The following is a 21,026-nucleotide window of genomic DNA, read 5'->3' on the forward strand; positions in this document are numbered from 1 at the left end:
GCCGCCCGCGCGGGCCGGCCTCAGCCCCGTGGGGTGCTCTGCCACCAGGCCAGCAACGCGGCCCTGGCGTCCTCGTAGGAGTGCGGGCCCTCGTCGAGCCGCAGCTCGAGCAGGAAGCGGTACGCCGCGCCGACCTCGCGGCCCGGCGGGATCCCCAGGATCTCCATGATCTGGGTGCCGTCCAGGTCGGGGCGGATCGCGGCCAGCTCCTCCTGGGCGGACAGCCGCTCGATCCGCGCCTCGAGGTCGTCGTAGGTGCGCCGCAGCCGCTCGGCCTTGCGCTCGTTGCGGGTCGTGCAGTCGGCCCGGGTCAGCACGTGCAGCCGCTCGAGCTGGTCGCCGGCGTCGCGCACGTAGCGCCGCACCGCGGAGTCGGTCCACTGGCCGTCGCCGTAGCCGTGGAAGCGCAGGTGCAGCTCCACCAGCCGGGACACCGCGTCGACGAGGTCACCGGAGAACCTCAGCGCCTGCATGCGCTTGCGGGTCAGCTTGGCCCCGACCACGTCGTGGTGGTGGAAGGTGACCGACCCGTCGCCGAGGAAGCGCCGGGTGCGCGGCTTGCCGACGTCGTGCATGAGGGCGGCGAAGCGCGAGACGAAGTCGGGGCCGCCCAGGCGCCCTTCCAGGCCGATCGACTGCTCCAGGACGGTCAGGCTGTGCTCGTAGACGTCCTTGTGCCGGTGGTGCTCGTCTCGCTCCAGGGCGAGCGCCGGCAGCTCGGGCAGCACCACCGCGGCGAGGCCGGTCTCGACCAGCAGGCTGAGCCCCAGCCTGGGGTATGGCGCGAGCACCAGCTTGACCAGCTCGTCGCGGACCCGCTCGGCGGAGATGATCCGGATCCGGGCCACCATCGAGGTCATCGCGGCGACCGTCGCCGGGTCGACGTCGAACCCGAGCTGCGCGGCGAACCTCGCGGCGCGCATCATCCGCAGCGGGTCGTCGGAGAACGAGTCCTCCGGCAGCCCCGGGGTGCGCAGCAGCCCGTGGGCGAGGTCGACCACCCCGCCGTAGGGGTCGACGAACTCGCGCGACGGCACCCGCACCGCCATCGCGTTGACGGTGAGGTCGCGCCGGCCCAGGTCTGCCTCGAGGGTGTCCCCGAAGGCGACGGCGGGCTTGCGGGACGACGCGTCGTACCTGTCGGACCGGTAGGTCGTGATCTCGACCTGGAACGGCCCCTTGCGGCTCCCGATGGTGCCGAAGGCGCGGCCGATGTCCCACGTCGCGTCGGCCCAGCCGTCGAGGAGTCGCTGGATCTCGTCGGGGTGCGCCGACGTGGTCAGGTCGAGGTCGTTGTGCGGACGACCGAGCATCGCGTCGCGCACCGGTCCGCCGACCAGGGCCAGCTCGTGCCCGGCGTCGCCGAAGAGGCGCCCCAGCTCGTCGAGGACCGGAGCGATCCGGTCGAGCTCGGCGGCGACGTCGCGCTCGGCGTCGGCGAGACGGACCCCACCTGACGGAGGGCCTGCTGCTGCGTCGTCGGTCGGGGCGGACACGATGGGACAGCGTAGTGGTGGCGCCGTGCGACCTCAGATGCCGTCCTAGGGAAGCGCCCGATCCTCGTCCGGGTGCCGAGATCCATGGACGCCAGGTGGGCGGAGACGAACGGTCTCCGCCAGAGCAGTTGCCTAGTCCCCCCGATTGCGGCTGTCGGCCAGTACGTGGGCGCCTCACGGTCTTCCCGGCCGCGGACCGGCCCACCGACCAGCCTCGTGCTGCGGCAGACAGTCGTGCGAGCTCGCCCGGCAGCTGCGCAGCGAGCGGATCAGGTATGTCGCCATCGTGCGTGCCCCCGATGCCGACGAAACCAGAGCTCGTCGACCCCGGGATCGGCGGTCATGCCGTCACGATGCGCTTCCACGTCCGGAGCACTCGACTGCTTGCGCCAAACGGCCAGGACGGTTCGACGTCCCTCTTGCCCCTCACCGCTGAGCCGTCTCGCGTCGAGCACTTCGACGCCCGCGGGCCGGCGGTCGGCCAGGCCCTACGATCGGGGAGTGCTCCGCCCGTCCTCGCTGCCGCATGCCCGGGCAGCGCTGGGCGCGGCGATCGGTGCCGGGGTCGGTGTGCTGATGCTCGTCTCGGCGGGCCTGGTGACCGCAGCCCCGGCTGCGGCGACCCAGGCTCCCACGGCTCTGCGCGACGTCGCCGCGGTCACCCGCGGCGCCGCACGTGCCGGCGCGCCGTCGCAGCCGCTGGTCCCCAAGATCAGGTCGATCTCGCCGGACTACGTGCCGGACAAGGGCCCGATCGTCATCACCGGGACCGTCACGAACGACTCGCACCGGACCTGGACCGCCATCAACGTCCACGGCTTCATGGGCTCCAGCCCGATCACCACCGCGGCCGAGCTCGCCGCGGCGGTGCAGACGCCGCTGACTGCCGACGTCGGCCACCGCATCACCAAGCCGGGGACCTTCGCCAGCATCGCCGCCTTGGCACCCGGAGCGTCGGCGAGGTTCAGGGTCAGGCTCCCGCACGACACCCTCCCGCTGGCCGGACCCGGCGTCTACTGGTTCGGGGTGCACGTGCTGGGCGACGACGGCAGCGGGGGTCCTCGCGAGGCTGTCGGACGCGACCGCACGTTCTTGTCCTACGTCCCGAAGTCGGCCGTCCACGGTCAGCAGGAGAACGCCGCGCTCGTCGTCCCGGTGCGGTCCGCGGTCACCCATGGCCCGGACGGCACCGTGGTCGACCCCGAGACGTGGGGGCGCAGCCTACGCGCCGGCACCCTGCACGACCTCGTCGAGACCGGATCGGCTGCGAGCGGCCAGCCGCTGACCTGGCTGGTCGACCCGGCGGTGCCCGACGTGGTGCGCCGGCTCGCCCGCGGCAACCCGAAGCGCACCCTGGCCATCCAGGTCAAGGGCGACCAGGACGGGCCGTCGTCGAGCGCCTCGCCCAGCGACTCCGCCACGGGTGCCGGTGGGTCGGGCAGCGGCTCCGGCGCGAGCGGCACGTCGGGCAGCACCCCCAGCAGCACGACCCGCCAGTCCGCGAAGGCCTGGCTGGGGTCCATGCACAGCCTGCTGGGACAAGACAGCCAGGAGGTCCTCGGACTCCCCTACGGCGACCTCGCGGTCGAGCCCGCGGTCGAGCACGACCTGACCCTGCTGAAGGCGGCGTTCCGACGGTCGAGCCAGGCGATGAGCGCCTGGGGACTGCCGGAGTCGCCGGCGATCGCCCCACCGGACGGACGCACCACCGGGGCCGCGGTGACCGCCCTGCCGGACACCACCGACGTGCTCCTGCCCGACACCGGCGTCTCCCGGTCGACGCACACGGTCAACGGTCTCGACGGTCATCGCCTGCTGCTGGAGTCGAGCGCCACGACCGCCGGCGGTCCGGGACCGGTCAACCCGCACGGCCCGCTGGCCTTCCGCCAGCGCGTCCTGGCCGACGCGGCCCTGCGGGTGCTCCAGGGCCGGCAGCCGCTCGTGGTCGAGCTCCCGGCAGGGGTGCGGCACCGCATCCGCCCGAGCTTCTTCACCGGCCTGGACGTGCCCTGGCTGCGGTTGACGACCCTCGACGACGTCACCTCGGGCAAGCCGGCGGCGCTCGACGCCGACCAGCTGCGAGCCGTCCCCACCGGTCAGCCGACGCTCGGGCCGCGCCTCTACTCCTCCGCCGACGACATCGTGGCGCGCGGCGACACCCTCCAGTCGGTGCTCGGCCGGGGCCACGCCCTCCAACGGCAGCTCTTCGACGAGGTCGCCGGCAACGCGTCGTACGCCGCCGAGCGTGAGCCGTACATCGCTCTGGCGCGGATGCGGGTCGTCGACCGCTGGGTGAGCGGAAGCCTGTCTGAGATCGACCTGGCGGCACCGGAGTCGGTGACCCTGGCGAGCGCCTCGGGGCACTTCTCGGTGCTGCTCAGCAACGGCCTCGACGTCCCGGTCACCGTCCAGGTCCACGCCGCCGCCGACCCTCGGGTGAGGATCACCGGCGGCACGACCGTCGAGCTGCCCGCGAACGGCCGGGCCAGCGTGCTGCTGAGCGCGACGACCCACCAGCGCGGCGTCCACAACGTGCGCCTCGAGCTCACCAGCCCCAACGGACGCCCCCTCGGTGCCAGCGACCCGTTCCCGATGCGCGCCGAGCAGGTCAGCGGGCTGATCTGGGTGATCATCGGGGCCGGCGTCCTCCTCCTCTTCGCCGCGATCGCGGTCCGGCTGACCCGACGGATCCTGCGGGCCAGGGCCTCGTGAGCGACGCCGGGGAGAGCCGCGGAGTCCTGACGTCGTCGGCCGTCATGGCCGGCGGCACGGTCGTCTCGCGCGCCAGCGGCTACGTGCGCAACGTGCTGCTGGCGGCGGCGATCGGCAACGGGCTCCACGCCGACCTGTTCAACATCGGCAACACGATCCCCAACATGCTCTACATCCTGCTGGCCGGCGGCGTGTTCAACGCGGTGCTGGTGCCCCAGCTCGTGCGCGCGCAGCGCGACGACCCCGACGGCGGCGAGGCCTACACCAGCCGGGTGATCACGCTGGCCCTGCTGTTCCTCGGCGTCGTCACGGTCCTGCTCGTCGTCGCCGCGCCGCTGGTGATGAGGCTCTACCTCAACGGCGCGTACGACGCCCCGGCCCTGGCCGCCCAGCGGGCGTCGGCCATCGCGTTCGCGCGGTACTGCCTGCCGCAGGTGTTCTTCTACGGGATGTTCGTGCTGCTGGGCCAGGTCCTCAACGCCCGCGGCCGCTTCGGCCCCATGATGTGGGCCCCGATCGCGAACAACGCGATCTCGGTGGCCGTGCTGGTGCTCTACCTGGTCTGGTTCGGTGACCTGCCCCACCACCAGGGCTGCGCGGCGTACACCGGCACCCAGGAGCTGGTCCTGGGCGGTGGCGCCACCTTGGGAATCGTCGCCCAGGTCCTGATCCTGATTCCCGTGCTGCGGGCGGCCGGGGTCGGCTTCCGGCCGCGCTTCGACTTCCGCGGGAGCGGCCTGGGCCACACCCTGCGCCTGGGGATCTGGACCGTGCTGTTCGTCGTGGTCAACCAGGTCGCCTACACCGTCGTGGTCCGGCTGGCCTCGGGCGGCACCGCCCAGGTGGCCTGCGGACAGGGACATCATCATCACGCCGGTGCCAGTGCCACCGGCTACACCGTCTACGCCGCGGCGTTCCTGTTCGTCATGGTCCCGCACGCCATCGTCACGGTCTCGCTGGCCACCGCCATCCTGCCCCGGCTGTCGGCCAAGGCGGCCGCGGGCGACCTCGCGGGCCTGGCAGGCACCCTGGCCAGCACGCTGCGCACGGCGCTCGCGGTGGTGGTGCCGTTCGCGCTCGGGCTCCCGCTCCTGGCCTACGACGCCGCGAAGGTGCTCTTCGGCTACGCCTCGACCTCGGCGACCTTCGACCACTACGTGCCCTCGATGATCCTGTTCGGGCCGGGCATCGTGTTCTTCACCGTCCACTACCTGATGCTGCGCGGCTTCTACGCCCTCGAGCTCAACCGCACGGTGTTCTGGATCCAGTGCGCGATCGGGCTGACCAACGTGGTGGTGGCGGTCGTCCTCGTGAGCCACGCGACCCCCGCACAGACCTCGCCGGCCCTCGTGATCGCCTACGGGGCGTCGTACCTCCTCGGGTCGGTGACCTCCTACGCCATGCTCCGACGGCGCCTCGGCGGGCTCGAGACCCCGCGGCTGGTGCGCTTCGGAGTCCGGCTCCTGATCGCCGCGGGAGTCGCCGCGGGTATCACCGCGGTCCTGCGTCACCTCCTGCCAGGTGGAGGGGACGACGTCTCGCACGTCCTGGCAGCGCTGCGCGTGGTCGTCCTCGGCGCCGTCGACGTCGTGCTGTTCGTCGCCCTCGCCGGCCTGATGCGGATCCGGGAGGTCGGCACCGTCGTGGACACCATCCTGCGGCGGCAGCGGGGTCGGCACGCCGCCTCCTAACATGGGGCGTGGCTTGCGTGACGGGAGGGATTCGACCTGGTTCCAGAGCACACCCGGCCCGGTGACGTGCTCGCCGACCGGTACCGCCTGACCGACCTGCTCACCGAGAGCGGGGGCGGCCGCTTCTGGCGCGCGTTCGACACGGTGCTGCACCGCGACGTCGCGGTCCACATCATCGCCTGCGCCGACGACCGGGCTCCTGGGCTCCGTGCTGCCGCGCGCACGTCCGCGACGGTCCTGGACCGCCGGATGCTCCGCGTGCTCGACATCGACGAGGCCGCCGAGCGCTGCTTCGTGGTCAACGAGTGGGGCTCCGGGACCAGCCTGGACCTGATGCTCGCCGACGCCGGGCCGCTCTCCCCGACCGTGGCGGCCTGGATCGTCTCCGAGGTCGCAGACACCCTCGCCCTGGCCCACGAGGCACAGGTGGCCCACGGGCGGCTCGTCCCGGAGAACGTCCTGATCGCCAACGACGGCTCCGTCCGCCTGATCGGCTTCGCCGTCGACGCCGCGCTGCACGGCCTGCCGGCCGGCCGGGTCTCGACCGACGTCGCCGACCTCGCCGGCCTGCTGTACGCCGCCCTGACCGGCAGGTGGGCGGGCGTCACCGCGTCGAGCGTCCCCCGCGCCCCGTCCAGCCACGGGCACGTGCTGCGCCCCCGCCAGGTCCGGGCCGGCATCCCCCGCACCCTGGACGCCCTGTGCGACCACGTGCTCAACCACGGCGGTGACACCGAGGTGAGCGCGGCGGTGCTGGCCGACGAGCTGCGGATCTTCCTCGGTCCCTCCGCCACCGCGGCGGAGCTCTGGCTCGCGCGCATCGAGCATCCGGCGCGCGGGGAGGGTCCGGTGGTGCTCCCGCCGCTGCCCGACCCGCCGGCCCGCGAGAGCGCGGAGCCGCCCGGGACAGCAGGGCCGGGCGAGCCTCACCTCGGGGTCGACGACCCGGCCGGCTCGCCGGCCGATCCGCCCGCCGACGGTCTGGCCACCCAGGCGGGCCTGCCGATCTTCCACGAGGACACCGACGAGGTCAGCTGGCTGCCCCATCACGCCGAGAAGCCGCCGCCCCCGCCGGACTTCGAGCCCCAGCCAGAGCGCCCGCTCTTCGCTCCCGACCCGGAGGACGGGCAACCGGTCCGCCGGCCGCGCGCCGCGCCGGCCACCCAGGTCGCCGGCGGCGGTGGCTTCTGGCCGTGGGAGGGCGCGGGCACGACCACCGGCAGCGGCCTCCTGCCGGCGTACGCCGACGAGGAGCCCGAGGACGACCGGGCCCGGCCAGGGACCAGCATGCTCCGCCTCGCGGGCATCATCGCGGCCTGCGTGCTGGTGCTGGTCGCGGTGGTGGTCGCGTTCAACCTCGGCCGCGGCAAGACCCCGCTCGGCACCACTCCCGGCCAGAGCAGCGAGGGTCCGGCCCGGTCGAGAGCCCCCTCGGGCAGCGCCTCCGCCACCCCGGTCACCGGCCTCACCGCCAGCGACTTCGACCCGCAGGGGTCGGGCGGGGAGAACGCCGCCGAGGCACCGTCGGCCGTCGACGGTCGGCCCGGCACGGCCTGGACGACGCTGCGCTACGACCAGCAGTTCGGTCCCCAGGGTCTCAAGACCGGCGTCGGCCTGGTCCTCGACCTCGGGGCCAGCCACGACGTGACCGAGGTCGACCTGACCACCGTCGGCGCCCCCACCGGCATCAGCATCTACGTCTCGCCCGACCGGCCCACCGACCTCGTCGGCCTCCAGGTCGCCGGTCGCGCCACCCTGACCTCGGTCCGCGGCAGGATCACGCTGGCGCATCCCACCACCGGGCGGTACGTCGTGGTCTGGCTGACCCGGCTGCCGAAGGTGGCCGGCGGCGGTTTCCGCGGCGGCGTCGCCGAGGCCGTCGTGAAGGGTGACTGAGCCGTGAGCGAGGAGGCCAGCGACGCCGAGCTCCTGGCCGCGCACGTCGCCGGTGACCCCGACGCGTTCGGCCTGCTCTTCGCCCGCCACCGCGACCGGCTCTGGGCGGTGGCCCTGCGCACGATGGGCAACCCGCACGACGCGGCCGACGGGCTCCAGGACGCCCTGGTGTCGGCGTACCGGCGGGCCGGGAGCTTCCGCGGCGACGCCGCGGTCACCACCTGGCTGCACCGCGTGGTGGTCAACGCCTGCCTGGATCGCATCCGGGCCGCCAAGGTACGCCGCGCCGAGCCACTGCCGGACGACCTCGACGAGCAGAGCGGCCGGGGCTCGGTCGCCGCCGCCGCCGGCGCGCACGACGACCCCGAGGCCGCGGCGGTCGCGGCCGACCGACGTCGCGCACTGCTCGCCGCCCTCGCCGTGCTGCCCGCCGAGCAGCGGGCCGCGCTGGTGCTGGTCGACATGGAGGGCCATTCGGTCGCCGAGGTCGCGGCAATGCTGGAGTGCGCCGAGGGCACGGTGAAGTCGCGCTGCTCGCGCGGCCGGGAGCGGCTGGCGCAGCTGCTCCGCGCCCGGCTCGCCGACGGTGACGCAACGCCGGGCCACCCGGCTCACCAGGAACCGGCCTCCGGGTCCGCGCGTCCCACCCGGGTCGCCCCCGACGCCCCTCCCGGCGTCATCCCGGGCGACCGCCCAGCCCACGCCGACGAAGGAGGTGTCCCATGACCGACGACCCCGCGCCCGACGGGCCGGACGCACCCGAGATCGCCGACGTCCGCCGCCTCCTGGCCGAGGCTCGGCACGACGAGCCGATGCCCGCCGACGTGGCAGCCCGGTTGGACGACGTGCTCGCCGGGTTGGCCGAGCGTCCAAGGGGCGACGGCGGAGCGTCCGTCGTCCCGATCGGGTCCCGTCGCCGACGCCGTGCCGTGGCGGGGTGGCTCACCGCGGCGGCGGCTGTCGTCGCGGCCTTCGTGATCGCGCCCCACATCTCGCTGCACGGCGCCTCGCCCTCGGGCGGCACCGCCGGCAGCACCATGGACAACGCGCCGGCGTCCCCACGTCCGCAGAGCCAGAAGGCAACCCCGGGGGCGACCGGGGCGACCGACGGCAGGACGGGCCTCCGGCTGCTCGACGGCAGGGTGCTGGTCCGCCCTCATCACTTCGCCGACGACGCTCGCGAGGCGCGAGACCGGCTCGCCTACGCCGACCAGCTCGCCTCGCCGCGGAGCACCGCGTGCGCCGACCCGGGCGCCGCCGCCCACGTCGTGCCCGCAGAGTACCGCCACGCGCGGGCGGCGCTGGTCTACCACCGTGCCGAGGGCGGCCGGCAGGTCGTGGACCTCTACCTCTGCGGCCAGGGTGAGCCGGTGCGCTCCACGACCCTGCGGGGGCACTGACCGGGAATCCCGCTCGCCTACGATGCGTTCTAGACAGTGGTCGACAACCCCGCCGGTGGCCGACCAGAGCTCGACCGGCAGCTGGGAGCAGCTCATGACGCAGTCCACTCGTTCCACACCCGCGGACGGCGACGTCCGCGACGTGATCGTCGTGGGGTCCGGACCGGCGGGATACACCGCCGCGGTGTACGCCGCGCGCGCGTCGCTGCACCCGCTCGTCTTCGAGGGCTCCGTCACCGCCGGGGGCGCGCTGATGAACACCACCGAGGTGGAGAACTTCCCCGGGTTCCGCGACGGCATCATGGGTCCCGCGCTGATGGACGAGATGCGCGCCCAGGCCGAGCGCTTCGGTGCCGAGCTGGTGCCCGACGACGTGGTGTCCATGGAGCTGACCGGCGACATCAAGACCGTCCGCACGGCGACCGGGAGCTTTCGCGCACGCGCGGTGATCCTGGCGACCGGCTCGGCCTACCGCAAGCTCGGGCTGCCGCGCGAGGAGGAGCTCTCCGGGCGCGGTGTCTCGTGGTGCGCCACCTGTGACGGCTTCTTCTTCCGCGACCAGCACATCGCGGTCGTCGGCGGTGGGGACTCAGCGGTCGAGGAGGCGACGTTCCTGACGCGGTTCGGCAGCAAGGTCACGATGATCCACCGTCGCGGCGAGCTGCGGGCCTCCAAGATCATGCAGGAGCGCGCGTTCGCCGACCCCAAGCTGGAGTTCCTGTGGGACTCCGAGGTCGCCGCCGTCAACGGCGACGACCGGCTCGAGTCGGTCACCGTGCGGAGCACGGTCGACGGCTCGGAGAGCGAGCTGCCGGTCACCGGCCTGTTCATCGCGATCGGCCACGACCCGCGCTCGGAGCTGCTCGAGGGCCAGGTCGACCTGGACGACGACGGGTACGTCGTGGCCGCCCACCCGGCGACCGAGACGAACCTGCCCGGCGTGTTCGCCTGCGGCGACCTGGTCGACCACCACTACCGGCAGGCGGTCACTGCCGCCGGCACGGGATGTGCCGCGGCGCTGGACGCCGAGCGCTACCTCGCCGACCTGGACCACGCCGCGGCCACCGCTGCGACGGGCGAGCCGGCCGTCGCCACGGTCTGACGCCGCTCCCCCGCCGCGCCTGCGCCGGGGGAACATCCGTCGGCGGCATGATGTTGACTCGTCGAGCGGCCCGGAGGGCCGCCGAACGAACGAATGGAAGGAACTCCCGTGGGCAACCTCTCTGCCGTCACCGACGCCGACTTCGAGGCCACCGTGCTGAAGTCCGACAAGCCGGTCCTGGTCGACTTCTGGGCCGAGTGGTGCGGGCCGTGTCGTCAGGTGGCCCCGATCCTCGACGAGCTCGCCAGCGAGCACGGCGACAAGATCACGTTCGTGCAGATGAACGTCGACGAGAACCCGGTCGTGCCGTCGTCCTACCGGGTGACCGGCATCCCGACCCTCAACGTCTACCAGGGCGGTGAGGTCGTGAAGTCCATCGTCGGCGCCAAGCCGAAGTCCGCGCTGCTGCGCGAGCTCGAGGAGTTCATCGCCTGAGCGAGGACGCTCAGGGCCCGCGAAGCGGCCCCTGAGCACCGCAGCGAACGGCGTAGCGAGCTTGCTCGCCAGCCGCCCACGCTAGGCAACGCTGCCCACCTCGGCCCAAGCCGGTCAGACCCCGGGTGCCGGCGGTCAGGTATCCGTCAGGGGAGCGTTCCTAGTGTCCTGCCCATGATCACCGTCCATGGGATCCCGGCCCATCCGCTCGTGGTGCACGCGGCCGTCGTGCTCGTGCCCCTGGCTGCCGCGCTGGCCACGGCGTACGCCGTGTGGCCGGCGCGGCGCTGGCAGACACGCAATCCCGCCGCGGTGGTCTCGCTGGTGGCGGCGGGCGCCGTCCAGCTGGCGGCGATGACCGGTGACCAGCTCAAGGCTCACCTGCATGAGAACACCGCACTGATCCGCACCCACGAGCACGACGCCGGGCTCCTCCAGGCCGCGACGTGGGTGCTGGCGGGGCTGGTGGTGCTGGCGTGGTGGGCATTGCCTCACGACAACCCGCTCCCGGACAGGGACCACCGGGGCGGCGTCCGGCTGCTGGCCTGGCCGGTGACGGTCCTGGTGCCGCTGGCCTCGGTGGCCGTGCTGGTGCTCGTCGTCCTCACCGGCGACGCCGGTGCGAGGGCGGTCTGGGGCAGGTCCGGGCGAGATTCCGCTGCGATCAGGAGCGGGTCGTGGTCCGTGGGTGGTCCGCGGACGTCTTGGGCGCCGGCCGCACGGCCCCCAGCAGCCGGTCCAGGGCTCCTTCGAGCTCGTCCCTCCAGCTGAGCGCCGTCCGCAGGTCCATCCGCATCCGCGGCGTCGTGGCATGGGCGCGCTGGGTCTTGAAGCCGACACTGGACAGGAAGTCCACCGGTGTCACGCACGTGCGCACCCCGGGACGCCCCGGGCCCCGGGTGTCACCGAACGCCTCGACCGCGGCCACGCCGCCGCGCTGGATGAGGTCGCGGGCCATCCCCTGGACGAGCATCCGACCCAGCCCGCCGCCCCGCGCCGCCGGCTCGACGTACACCGCGGAGAGCAGGACGGCGTCGGAGGAGACCGGAGCCGTGGGGAAGGCGCCGGCGCCCGGCAGGTAGGCAGGCGGGGCATAGAGCACGTAGCCCACCGCGCGGTCGTCGACCATCATCACCCGACCGCAGGAGCCCCAGTCGCGCAGGACCGCGGACATCCAGGCCTCCTTCTCGGCGGCCGGCTCCTCGACGCGCTGGCGCCGAACGGGATCGAGCTCCCAGAAGACGCACTCGCGGCAGGGTGCGTCCAGCTCGGCCAGATGGTCCAGCGTCATCCGGACGACCTTGCGCGACATGTGTCCATGGTAGGCGCGGCCGGCATGGCCCGCCTGCGGCCTGGGAGGATGAGCCGGTGCGCCGTATCCGTCAGAGCAAGAAGCTCCAACACGTCCGCTACGACGTCCGGGGGCCGATCCTGGTCGAGGCACAGCGGCTGGAGGCCGAGGGCCATCGGATCCTCAAGCTGAACATCGGCAACCCGGCACCGTTCGGGTTCGAGGCGCCGGACGCGATCGTCGCCGACATGGTCCACCACCTACCCGAGGCGCAGGGCTACAGCGACTCCCAGGGCATCTACCCCGCGCGCACCGCGGTGGCTCACTACTACCAGGAGCGCGGCCTGCGCGAGGTGACCGTCGACGACGTCTACATCGGCAACGGCGTCTCGGAGCTGATCTCGATGGTGCTCCAGGCGTTCGTCGACGACGGCAACGAGATCCTCGTGCCGGCGCCGGACTACCCGCTGTGGACCGGAGCCGTCACCTTGTCGGGTGGCACCCCCGTGCACTACCGCTGCGACGAGACCGACGGCTGGGACCCCGACCTGGCCGATGTCGAGGCGAAGATCACCGAACACACCCACGCCATCGTCATCATCAACCCCAACAACCCCACCGGTGCCGTGTACAGCGCGGCCACGGTGCGCGGGCTGGTCGACATCGCGCGCCGATACGACCTGGTCGTGATGGCGGACGAGATCTACGAGAAGATCCTCTACGACGACGCAGTGCACCACCATGCAGCCACCTTCGCGGGCGACGACGTGCTCTGCCTGACCTTCTCCGGCCTGTCCAAGGCCTACCGGGTGTGCGGCTATCGAGCCGGCTGGGTGATGATCTCGGGTCCTCGCGAGCTCGCCACCGACTTCCTCGAGGGCCTCACGCTGGTCGCCAACATGCGGATGTGTGCGAACGTCCCCGCGCAGCACGCCATCCAGACCGCGCTCGGGGGCTACCAGTCGGTCGAGGATCTCGTCGCGCCCGGCGGGCGCTTCCACGAGCAGACGATGCTCGCGGACAGGCTGCTCAACGCGATCCCGGGCGTGAGCTCGGTGCGACCCCGCGGCGCGCTCTACTGCTTCCCCCGGCTCGACCCGCAGGTGTACCCCATCGACGACGACGAGGCCTTCGTGATCGACCTCCTGCGTGCGGAGCGGATCCTGGTCACCCACGGCACCGGGTTCAACTGGTTCGAGCCCGACCACTTCCGGCTCGTCACCCTCCCCGACGTCGAGGTCCTGGAGGAGGCGATCGGCCGGATCGCGCACTTCCTCGCGGGCAGACGCTGAGGCGACATCTCGACGTATCGCTTTGTCGATAAAGCGATACAACTGGTCCTCACCATCCCGCCGCACCGTCGGGGGCTCCGATGGGCGGGGCTCAGATGGGCGGGGCTCAGATGGGTCGGTCGGTCCGGTTGCGCGGGTCCATCACGTCGACGATCCGCCGCAGGTCGTCCAGGGAGGCGAACTCCACGGTGATCCGCCCCTTGCGCTGACCTAGGTCGACCTTGACCCGCGTCTCGAGTCGGTCCGAGAGCCGCTCGGCGATGTCTTGGAGGCCCGGCGCCGTCGGGCGGCGACGGCGTGCTGGCGCCTCCTTCGAGCCGGTCTCTCCGACGGCCACCAGCTCCTCGAGGCCCCGCACGCTGATCCCCTCGGAGACCACGCGCGCTGCCAGCCGGTCCTGCTGCTCGGGGTCCTCGACGCCGAGCAGCGACCTGGCGTGCCCTGCGGAGATGACCCCGGCGGCAACCCGTCGCTGAACTGCCGGTGAGAGCTTCAGCAGCCGGATGGTGTTGCTGATCTGCGGGCGTGAGCGTCCGATGCGCGAGGCCAGCTCGTCGTGCGTGCAGGAGAAGTCCTCGAGCAGCTGCTGGTAGGCGGCCGCCTCCTCCAGCGGGTTCAGCGCTGACCGGTGGAGGTTCTCCAGGAGGGCGTCGCGCAGCATGTCGGCGTCATCGGTCTGCCGCACGATCGCCGGGATCTTCTCCAGGCCGGCCTTCTGTGCGGCGCGCCAGCGGCGCTCGCCCATCACCAGCTCGTAGGCGTCCTCGCCCGTCTGCCGGACCACCACCGGCTGGAGGAGTCCCACCTCCATGATCGAGTGGACGAGCTCGGCCATCGCGTCCTCGTCGAAGACCTGGCGTGGCTGCACCTGGTTGGGCGCGACCTGGTCGATCGGCAGGTCCGCGAAGTAGGCACCCGCCGGCGCGGGCAGCACGTCGGTCGCGACCCCGCCGCCGGACGGCATGTCGGGGGCGGTGGGGATCAACGAGCCCAAACCGCGGCCGAGCCCGCGGCGCTGCTTGTCCTGGGTCATCGCGGAGCACCCCTCTCCGCCATCTCCTTCGCCGCCTCCAGATAGGAGAGGGCGCCGGAGGATGCGGGGTCGTAGGTCATCACGGTCTGGCCGTACGACGGCGCCTCGGAGACCCGGACCGATCGCGGGATCGAGGTCTTCAGGACCTGGTCGCCGAAGTGCTCGCGGACCTCCTGGGCGACCCCCGAGGCCAACCTGGTGCGCGCGTCGTACATGGTGACCACGATCGTGGAGACGACGAGACCCGGGTTCAGGTGGGCCTTGACCATCTCGACGGTCTCCAGCAGCTGGCCAAGCCCCTCGAGCGCGTAGTACTCCGCCTGGATCGGGATCAGCATCTCGTCCCCTGCCACCAAGGCGTTCAGGGTGAGCAGCCCCAGGGAGGGCGGGCAGTCGACGAAGACGTAGTCGTAGCGGTCGTCTCCTGCGGCCTCGGCGCTGCCGACTCTCGGGTGAGCGTTGATCGCTCGTCGGAGGCGGTTCTCCCGGGCGACGACGCTGACCAGCTCGATCTCGGCACCCGCCAGGTCGATCGTCGCCGGCACGACGTCGAGTCGTGGCAGGTCCGCCACCGGTGAGCTGAGGTCCGCCAGGCTCTCGCCGTCGACGAGCGCGTCGTACGTCGAGGGGGCGCCCCGCTGGTGGTCGATGCCGAACGCTGTGGAGGCGTTGCCCTGGGGGTCCAGGTCGATGACGAGCACGCTCTGGCCCAGCTGAGCCAGAGCGGCCGCGATGTTCACCGTCGTGGTCGTCTTGCCGACGCCGCCCTTCTGGTTCGCCACGACGAGGACCCGGGTCGAGTGCGGGCGAGGCATGGGCGGACGGTTCGCGGCCTCCTTGCGGGCGCGGATGGTGTCCTCCACCATGCGCGCCAAGGGGGTGCTCTCGTCGTCGAGCACGGGGCCGCTGCTGGCGATCTCACCGGCTGTTCGGATCACGCGTGCATGCGCAATCGCGTCGGTGGTCCCAGTGGCAACTGCGCTCGGCTGAGCCGTTTCACGTGAAACGGTCTCCGGTGTTTCACGTGAAACATCCTCGACCTCCTGGTCCGGCTCACCCACAGCCGCCTGTGGATAACTGGGGGCAACCTGTGGATGCTCACGCTCAGCCGGCCACCCCAGCCCGGTGGAAAACTCCGGATCGGTCGAGCCGCCCTCCGGCCACCCGAGCCCGGTCACCGTCTCGCGCACCGCCCCCGCGGTGGAGTCCTGACTCACGCGCGTTCCCTTCGATGTCGACGGGCGCTCTCCGAGCGCCAACCTATCCCCGATCCGGTCTCGCGGACCACTCGGACGACCGTGATCGGCTGGCAGCCCGAGACCGACGATGTCACCAGCTCCGCCCCCGCGCGCCGGCGGGTCAGCTCCGACTGCGCGGCCGCGATCTCATCGGCCGCCGAGGAGCCCTTCATCGCCAAGAGGCATCCGCCGGAGGCCACCAGCGGCATGCCCCAGGCCAGCAGCCTCGCCAGCGGTGCGAGCGCCCGGGCCGTGACCACGTCGAAGGCTGCCGGCCCCTCCCACTGCTCGGCCCTGGCCCGCACCACGCGGACGTCCAGGCCGAGCTCGGCGCGAACCTCCTCCAGGAACTCCACCCGTCGGGCCATCGGCTCGACCAGGGTGATCCGCAGGTCCGGCCGGGCGATCGCCAGCACCATCCCGGGGAGCCCGGCGCCCGAGCCCAGGTCGGCGACGGATGCGCCGTCGCCGATCAACGGCGCCAGCAGCGCGCAGTTCAGGAGGTGCCGCTCCCACAGCCGCGGCACCTCCCGGGGGCCGATCAGCCCTCTCGTGATGCCGTCGGACGCGAGCAGACCGCCGTACCTCTCGAGCAGCGTCAGCCGCTCCGCAGGCACGAGCTGCACGGCAACCGCGCGATCGGGAGCCGGCCATGTTCCACGTGAAGATGTTTCACGTGAAACCTCGCCGGAATCCCACCCGCGGGCGCCGCCGTCAGGCAGGGAGGACCACCACGTACCGACGCGGCTCCACGCCCTCGGACTCCGAGACGAGCCCCGCGGCAGCGACCGCGTCGTGGACGACCTTCCGCTCGAAGGGCGACATGGCGCGCAGCGCCGCGCGCTCGCCGGTCTCCTTCACTCCCGCAACCGTGGCGGCAGCCAGCTCCTCGAGCTCGAGCCGCCTCGCCGCCCGGTGGCCCGAGACGTCAAGCATCAGCCGCGAACGCTCGCCGGTCTCGCGGTACACCGCGAGCCGCGTCAACTCCTGGAGAGCGTCCAGCACTCGGCCCTGGTCACCGACCAGCTGCTGGAGGTCGGCGCCGACGATCGAGACCAGCGCACGGTCGCTCTCGACATCCATGTCGAGGTCGCCGTCCAGATCGGCGATGTCCAGCAGCTCCTCGAGGTAGTCCGCGGCGATGTCGCCCTCACGCTCGAGCTGGTCCTCCAGCGAACCCCCGGAGGGCGTAGCGTCGGACGGCTCCTCGCCAGGGGCCTGCTCATCCTGCGCGCCTCCCTCGAGCTCCATGACCGCCGCCTCGTCGTCGACGCCGTCCTGCGCGTCGTCTGTCTCCGCGCCCTCCGTGCTCTCGACGCTCTCCGTGAACTCCGTGTCGCTCATGCCGTCTTTCCCTCGCTCGTGCCGTCGTCGTCCTCGGCATCGGGTTTGTCCTGGTCCTTGCCGTCGCTCTTGCCGTCGCTCTTGCCGTCGCCCTTGCCGTCGCTCTTGCCGTCGCTCTTGCCGTCGCTCTTGCCGTCCGTCTTGCCCGGATCGGCGCCCCCGGGCTTGCCTCCGCCGCTGGACCGCTTCCGCTGCTGCTTCGACTGGCGCTTGGGCTGCTGGCGCGGCTGGCGCGGCGGCTCCGGCTCCTCCGGCACCTCGGGCGTCGCGCCGGTCTCGGGCTCCGCGACCGCGTGACCCTTGGCTCGATCGCGCCTCTGCTTGGCCTCGAACGCCGGGGTGCCGGGCGCCGGGTTGCGCCGGATCACGTAGAACTGCTGGCCCATCGTCCACAAGTTGGTCGTGGTCCAGTAGAAGAGGACGCCGATCGGGAAGGCGACACCGCCGACGGCGAAGACGAGCGGCAGGACGTACAGCAGCGTCTTCTGCTGCTGGGCGTACTGGCCGCTCATCGCGTCCTTCGGCATGTTCTTGGTCATCAGCTGCCGCTGGGTGGTGAACGTCGTGATGGTCATCGCCACCACCAGGAACGCCGCCAGGATCTGCACGCTCGCGAGTCCCTGGTGCTTGAGGAACGTCGCCGAGATCGGGATGTGACCGAACAGCTCGGCGTGACCCAGGCTGGCCGCCTGCGAGGCCGTGAGGAGACCGTTGGTCGAGCCGTGCTTGTAGGCCTGGTCGAGCAGCCGGAACAGCGCGATGAAGATCGGCGACTGCACGAGCAGCGGTAGACACGAGGCGAACGGGTTGGTCCCGCTCTCGCGGTACAGCGCCATCGTCTCCTGGGCCAGCTTCTCCCGGTCGTGGCCGTACTTCTTCTGTAGCTCCTTGACCTTCGGCTGGATCAGCTGCATGTTCCGGCTCGCGTTGATCTGCTTGACGAACAGCGGGATCAGCGCCGCCCGCACGACGACGGTCAGGCCGATGATCGACAGCACCCACGACGCGCCGCCGTCGGCCGGCAGGACGAGGCTGAGCACCCAGTGCCATCCGAGCAGGACCGCCGAGACCGCGTAGTACAGCGGGGTGAGGATGAGGTGGCCGATGGTGCCGAGGAATCCCACGGATCAGGCTCCTTGCGTGGTGGAGGTGCGACGAGGGACGGGGTCGTAGCCCCCGGCGGCCCAGGGGTGACAGCGAAGCAGTCGACGCAGGGCCAGCCAGCAGCCGCGCACGGCGCCGTACTCCGTGACCGCCTCCAGGGCGTACGCCGAGCACGAGGGGTGGTAGCGGCACACCTGGCCGTAGAGGGGGCTGATGAGCACCCGGTAGGCCCGAAGCAGGCCGATCAGCAGATAGCGCATCGCTGGTCAGCTCACCGTCCCCGGCCCGCGGCCGCGATCGGCCAGGGCTCGCTCCAGACAACGGTCGAGGTCCGCGGCGAGTTCCGGGTACGACGCGTGCGCGGCCCCCGGGAGGGCGCGCACGACGAGCTCGCTGCCGGGCGGGAGCGCGGCCAGCCGGTCGCGACACAGGTGTCGTAGCCGGCGCTGGACGAGGTGCCGCAGCACCGACGGACCGACGGCACGGCCGACCACGAACCCCGCGCGCGCGCCGGCGGACGACGCCGCGGGTCCGCCGGCGAGCAGGTGCACCACGAGCGTGCCGCTGCTGCCGCGCCGTCCTCGGCGCGAGACGCGACGGAAGTCCTCACCGCGCGTGAGTCGTTGGGCAGCGGCTAGCACGGGCGTGGGTGCACGGAGTCGACGAGCACGGGCCGACGACAGCGGGCCGACAAGATCGGGGCCGGGCCGGGCGGATCAGACGGCCAGACTCTTGCGACCCTTGCGGCGACGCGCAGACAGGATGGAACGGCCGGCGCGAGTGCGCATGCGCAGCCGGAATCCGTGCACCTTGTGGCGTCGGCGGTTGTTCGGCTGGTAGGTCCGCTTGCTCACGAGTTATCTCCGATGGGTCAGGGACGTTCACGCCGGTGCTCCGGTCTGGTCGCCCGATGAAACCGGACGGGCCTGATCGAAACCCGAAGAGCCCTACGTGGCTCTCGAGGCCTCGACCGGCACCGCCCGTCCACGCGCCCCCGGCGTCCGGTGCGGAAGGAGGGAGCATGGACATGCGGCACCCGTCGACACCGGGTGACCGAGAAACGGTACGCGCGGCCGATCCAGCAGGTCAAATCAGGCCGCGACCCAGGCCTGGCGACCTGTGGATAGCGCCTTGCCCGGGGTGTCCCGGCGGCGTTATGTTCGGACCTCGTCGAGTTTCCCCGCGTTCGCCTCGGCCCTTCCCCGCAGTGCTCCGACTCCGTCGGCCTCCCTCCTCCGAGGGGCGCCTGACCTGCGGTGATTCGGTCCCTGCCGGTCGGTCGTGAATGTCTCGGCCGGCTGTTTCCACAAGGCGACAGCCGCGTTCACAAGGTGTGGACAAACCTGTGGAACCGATGCCGCACACGTGCGATCAGCAGAGAGCGGGACTACCTGTGGACAACGACGCCGACCTCGCCGCCGCCTGGCAGCGTGTCATCGAGGAGCTCCAGCCCAACCAGCAGGCCTGGGTGCGGGTCAGCGAACCCACCGGGTGGCACGGGAACACCGCGATCATCGCCGTCGCCGACGACTTCACGCGCACCCAGCTCGAGGGCCGCCTGCGCGGACAGCTCGAGGACGCCCTGACCGAGAGCTTCGGCCGTGAGATCCGGCTCGCGGTCACCGTCAACCCGGCGCTCTCCGAGCGTGTCGCCATGCCGGTCGTCGTCGAAGAGTCGACAAGTCCATCCATCGACTCAGCGACAGATCTCCATGTCGCCCCGGACGTCCCGGTGGCCCGCGAGCCGATCCGCGCGGCGACCGGCGAGACGCGGCTGAACCCGAAGTACGCGTTCGAGACGTTCGTCATCGGCTCCTCCAACCGCTTCCCCCACGCCGCTGCGGTGGCCGTGGCGGAAGCGCCGGGCAAGGCCTACAACCCACTGCTGGTCTACGGCGACTCCGGCCTGGGCAAGACCCACCTGCTGCACGCGATCGGCCACTACGTGCGCTCGCTCTACAACGGCGCCAAGGTGCGCTACGTCTCGAGCGAGGAGTTCACCAACGAGTTCATCAACGCGATCCGCGACGACCGGCAGGACCGCTTCAAGCGGCGCTACCGGGACGTCGACGTGCTCCTGATCGACGACATCCAGTTCCTGGAGGGCAAGACCCAGACGCAGGAGGAGTTCTTCCACACGTTCAACACGCTCCACAACGCCAACAAGCAGATCGTGCTCACCTCCGACCGGGCACCCAAGCGGCTCGAAGCCCTGGAGGACCGCCTGCGCAACCGCTTCGAGTGGGGCCTGATCACCGACGTGCAGCCCCCCGACCTCGAGACCCGGATCGCGATCTTGCGCAAGAAGGCCGCCATGGACCGGCTCTCGGCCCCCGCCGACGTCCTGGAGTTCATCGCCAGCAAGATCCAGACCAACATCCGCGAGCTCGAGGGCGCGCTGATCCGGGTCACGGCCTTCGCCAACCTCAACCGCCAGGAGGTCGACATGACGCTGGCCGAGATCGTTCTCAAGGACCTGATCCCCGAGGGTGGCGAGCCCGAGATCACCGCGGCCCTGATCATCGCCCAGACCGCGGCGTACTTCGGGCTCTCGATCGAGGAGCTGACCGGACCCAGCCGCGGTCGGCATCTCGTGATGGCCCGGCAGATCGCGATGTACCTGTGCCGCGAGCTCACCGACCTGTCCCTGCCCAAGATCGGCGCGCAGTTCGGCAACCGCGACCACACCACGGTGATGTATGCCGATCGCAAGATCAACCAGCTCCTCGCCGAGCGCCGCGCCGTGTTCAACCAGGTCAGCGAGCTCACCAACCGCGTGAAGCTCCAGGCCCGGTCGGCCTGAGCGGCCCCTGCGAATGACACGCGTGGAAGATGTGGGCCACCCTGTGCGTCCGTCCGGCGCGTCGTCCACAACCCCTGTGCACGACCTCTGGCGTCGGGCTCCCTCGATGTCGTCCGACCACAGGCACGCTTCGCAACGCACGGGTGAGCGCACAGGCCCTGTGGACGGGAATTCCCGTGATGACCTGCG

General features: G+C 71.9%; 20 protein-coding genes. 10 read left to right on the plus strand and 10 right to left on the minus strand.

Annotation, left to right across the window (positions count from 1 at the left end; all coding sequences use genetic code 11):
* Positions 1–20: 20 nt before the first annotated feature.
* Positions 21–1,496 carry a CCA tRNA nucleotidyltransferase gene (locus tag VHW64_RS06490; RefSeq protein ID WP_329649701.1) on the minus strand — a complete coding sequence of 492 codons (1,476 nt, stop codon included), beginning with the start codon at positions 1,494–1,496 and terminating at the stop codon, positions 21–23.
* Positions 1,497–1,997: 501 nt separating this feature from the next.
* Between VHW64_RS06490 and VHW64_RS06495 the strand changes: the two genes are divergently transcribed.
* From VHW64_RS06495 to VHW64_RS06530, 8 genes are all read left to right on the plus strand, one after another.
* On the plus strand, positions 1,998–4,208 hold the full coding sequence (locus tag VHW64_RS06495) for a DUF6049 family protein (RefSeq protein WP_329649702.1): 2,211 nt from the start codon (positions 1,998–2,000) through the stop codon (positions 4,206–4,208).
* Positions 4,205–5,899 carry a murein biosynthesis integral membrane protein MurJ gene (gene murJ / locus VHW64_RS06500; RefSeq protein ID WP_329649703.1) on the plus strand — a complete coding sequence of 565 codons (1,695 nt, stop codon included), beginning with the start codon at positions 4,205–4,207 and terminating at the stop codon, positions 5,897–5,899. The genes VHW64_RS06495 and murJ overlap by 4 nt, the downstream gene beginning before the upstream one ends.
* A 66-nt stretch (positions 5,900–5,965) precedes the next feature.
* A complete protein-coding gene (locus VHW64_RS06505; protein WP_329649704.1) occupies positions 5,966–7,795 on the plus strand; it encodes a protein kinase family protein in 1,830 nt (609 codons plus the stop codon).
* Between the two features lie 3 nt (positions 7,796–7,798).
* Positions 7,799–8,521, plus strand: a complete 723-nt coding sequence (gene sigM, locus VHW64_RS06510; RefSeq protein ID WP_329649705.1) for an RNA polymerase sigma factor SigM — start codon at positions 7,799–7,801, stop codon at positions 8,519–8,521.
* Positions 8,518–9,195, plus strand: coding sequence for a hypothetical protein (locus tag VHW64_RS06515; protein WP_329649706.1), 678 nt, complete (start codon positions 8,518–8,520; stop codon positions 9,193–9,195). The genes sigM and VHW64_RS06515 overlap by 4 nt, the downstream gene beginning before the upstream one ends.
* Before the next feature lie 94 nt (positions 9,196–9,289).
* Positions 9,290–10,297 (plus strand): thioredoxin-disulfide reductase, encoded by a 1,008-nt coding sequence (gene trxB, locus VHW64_RS06520; RefSeq protein ID WP_329649731.1) that lies wholly within the window; start codon positions 9,290–9,292, stop codon positions 10,295–10,297.
* Between the two features lie 93 nt (positions 10,298–10,390).
* Entirely contained in the window at positions 10,391–10,732 is a 342-nt protein-coding gene (gene trxA, locus VHW64_RS06525) for a thioredoxin (protein ID WP_414690461.1), read from the plus strand.
* 174 nt (positions 10,733–10,906) lie between these two features.
* Positions 10,907–11,503, plus strand: coding sequence for a DUF2231 domain-containing protein (locus tag VHW64_RS06530; RefSeq protein WP_329649708.1), 597 nt, complete (start codon positions 10,907–10,909; stop codon positions 11,501–11,503).
* Here VHW64_RS06530 and VHW64_RS06535 read toward each other — a convergent pair.
* The gene (locus tag VHW64_RS06535; RefSeq protein WP_329649709.1) at positions 11,397–12,044 is read right to left on the minus strand and encodes a GNAT family N-acetyltransferase; all 648 of its coding nucleotides are present in this window, start codon (positions 12,042–12,044) and stop codon (positions 11,397–11,399) included. The two genes, VHW64_RS06530 and VHW64_RS06535, sit on opposite strands and share 107 nt — an antisense overlap.
* A gap of 56 nt (positions 12,045–12,100) precedes the next feature.
* On the opposite strand from VHW64_RS06535, the gene VHW64_RS06540 reads away from it, so the two are divergent.
* Positions 12,101–13,315 (plus strand): pyridoxal phosphate-dependent aminotransferase, encoded by a 1,215-nt coding sequence (locus VHW64_RS06540; RefSeq protein WP_329649710.1) that lies wholly within the window; start codon positions 12,101–12,103, stop codon positions 13,313–13,315.
* A 106-nt stretch (positions 13,316–13,421) separates the two neighbouring features.
* Here VHW64_RS06540 and VHW64_RS06545 read toward each other — a convergent pair whose 3' ends face one another.
* The 8 genes from VHW64_RS06545 to rpmH form a co-directional block, all read right to left on the minus strand.
* Positions 13,422–14,348, minus strand: coding sequence for a ParB/RepB/Spo0J family partition protein (locus VHW64_RS06545; RefSeq protein WP_329649711.1), 927 nt, complete (start codon positions 14,346–14,348; stop codon positions 13,422–13,424).
* Positions 14,345–15,286: a ParA family protein gene (locus tag VHW64_RS06550; protein WP_414690462.1), complete on the minus strand. Its 942-nt coding sequence runs from the start codon at positions 15,284–15,286 to the stop codon at positions 14,345–14,347. Before VHW64_RS06550 ends, VHW64_RS06545 begins: the two co-directional genes overlap by 4 nt.
* 275 nt (positions 15,287–15,561) lie before the next feature.
* The gene (gene rsmG, locus VHW64_RS06555; RefSeq protein WP_329649712.1) at positions 15,562–16,203 is read right to left on the minus strand and encodes a 16S rRNA (guanine(527)-N(7))-methyltransferase RsmG; all 642 of its coding nucleotides are present in this window, start codon (positions 16,201–16,203) and stop codon (positions 15,562–15,564) included.
* A 97-nt stretch (positions 16,204–16,300) separates the two neighbouring features.
* Entirely contained in the window at positions 16,301–16,837 is a 537-nt protein-coding gene (locus VHW64_RS06560) for a protein jag (protein ID WP_414690465.1), read from the minus strand.
* An 89-nt stretch (positions 16,838–16,926) separates the two neighbouring features.
* On the minus strand, positions 16,927–18,054 hold the full coding sequence (yidC, locus tag VHW64_RS06565; protein WP_329649714.1) for a membrane protein insertase YidC: 1,128 nt from the start codon (positions 18,052–18,054) through the stop codon (positions 16,927–16,929).
* Positions 18,055–18,057: 3 nt separating this feature from the next.
* Positions 18,058–18,294 (minus strand): membrane protein insertion efficiency factor YidD, encoded by a 237-nt coding sequence (gene yidD / locus VHW64_RS06570; RefSeq protein WP_329649715.1) that lies wholly within the window; start codon positions 18,292–18,294, stop codon positions 18,058–18,060.
* A 6-nt stretch (positions 18,295–18,300) separates the two neighbouring features.
* Entirely contained in the window at positions 18,301–18,675 is a 375-nt protein-coding gene (rnpA, locus tag VHW64_RS06575) for a ribonuclease P protein component (RefSeq protein ID WP_329649716.1), read from the minus strand.
* A 75-nt stretch (positions 18,676–18,750) separates the two neighbouring features.
* On the minus strand, positions 18,751–18,888 hold the full coding sequence (gene rpmH / locus VHW64_RS06580) for a 50S ribosomal protein L34 (protein WP_135267396.1): 138 nt from the start codon (positions 18,886–18,888) through the stop codon (positions 18,751–18,753).
* Between the two features lie 500 nt (positions 18,889–19,388).
* On the opposite strand from rpmH, the gene dnaA reads away from it, so the two are divergent.
* The gene (gene dnaA / locus VHW64_RS06585) at positions 19,389–20,837 is read left to right on the plus strand and encodes a chromosomal replication initiator protein DnaA (protein WP_329649717.1); all 1,449 of its coding nucleotides are present in this window, start codon (positions 19,389–19,391) and stop codon (positions 20,835–20,837) included.
* The last annotated feature ends 189 nt before the right edge of the window (positions 20,838–21,026 follow it).

Origin of the sequence: Nocardioides sp. (assembly GCF_036267815.1) — a bacterium.
Taxonomy (GTDB): Bacteria; Actinomycetota; Actinomycetes; order Propionibacteriales; family Nocardioidaceae; genus Nocardioides.

What these genes read in the sequence shown, in the direction of transcription:
- VHW64_RS06560 (WP_414690465.1), bottom strand. Translation starts at nt 16,837, where the DNA reads ATGGAGCTCGAGGGAGGCGCGCAGGATGAGCAGGCCCCTGGCGAGGAG.
- VHW64_RS06515 (WP_329649706.1), top strand. Translation starts at nt 8,518, where the DNA reads ATGACCGACGACCCCGCGCCCGACGGGCCGGACGCACCCGAGATCGCC.
- yidD (WP_329649715.1), bottom strand. Translation starts at nt 18,294, where the DNA reads ATGCGCTATCTGCTGATCGGCCTGCTTCGGGCCTACCGGGTGCTCATC.
- trxA (WP_414690461.1), top strand. Translation starts at nt 10,391, where the DNA reads ATGGAAGGAACTCCCGTGGGCAACCTCTCTGCCGTCACCGACGCCGAC.
- dnaA (WP_329649717.1), top strand. Translation starts at nt 19,389, where the DNA reads ATGCCGCACACGTGCGATCAGCAGAGAGCGGGACTACCTGTGGACAAC.
- VHW64_RS06535 (WP_329649709.1), bottom strand. Translation starts at nt 12,044, where the DNA reads ATGTCGCGCAAGGTCGTCCGGATGACGCTGGACCATCTGGCCGAGCTG.
- VHW64_RS06530 (WP_329649708.1), top strand. Translation starts at nt 10,907, where the DNA reads ATGATCACCGTCCATGGGATCCCGGCCCATCCGCTCGTGGTGCACGCG.
- VHW64_RS06545 (WP_329649711.1), bottom strand. Translation starts at nt 14,348, where the DNA reads ATGACCCAGGACAAGCAGCGCCGCGGGCTCGGCCGCGGTTTGGGCTCG.
- trxB (WP_329649731.1), top strand. Translation starts at nt 9,290, where the DNA reads ATGACGCAGTCCACTCGTTCCACACCCGCGGACGGCGACGTCCGCGAC.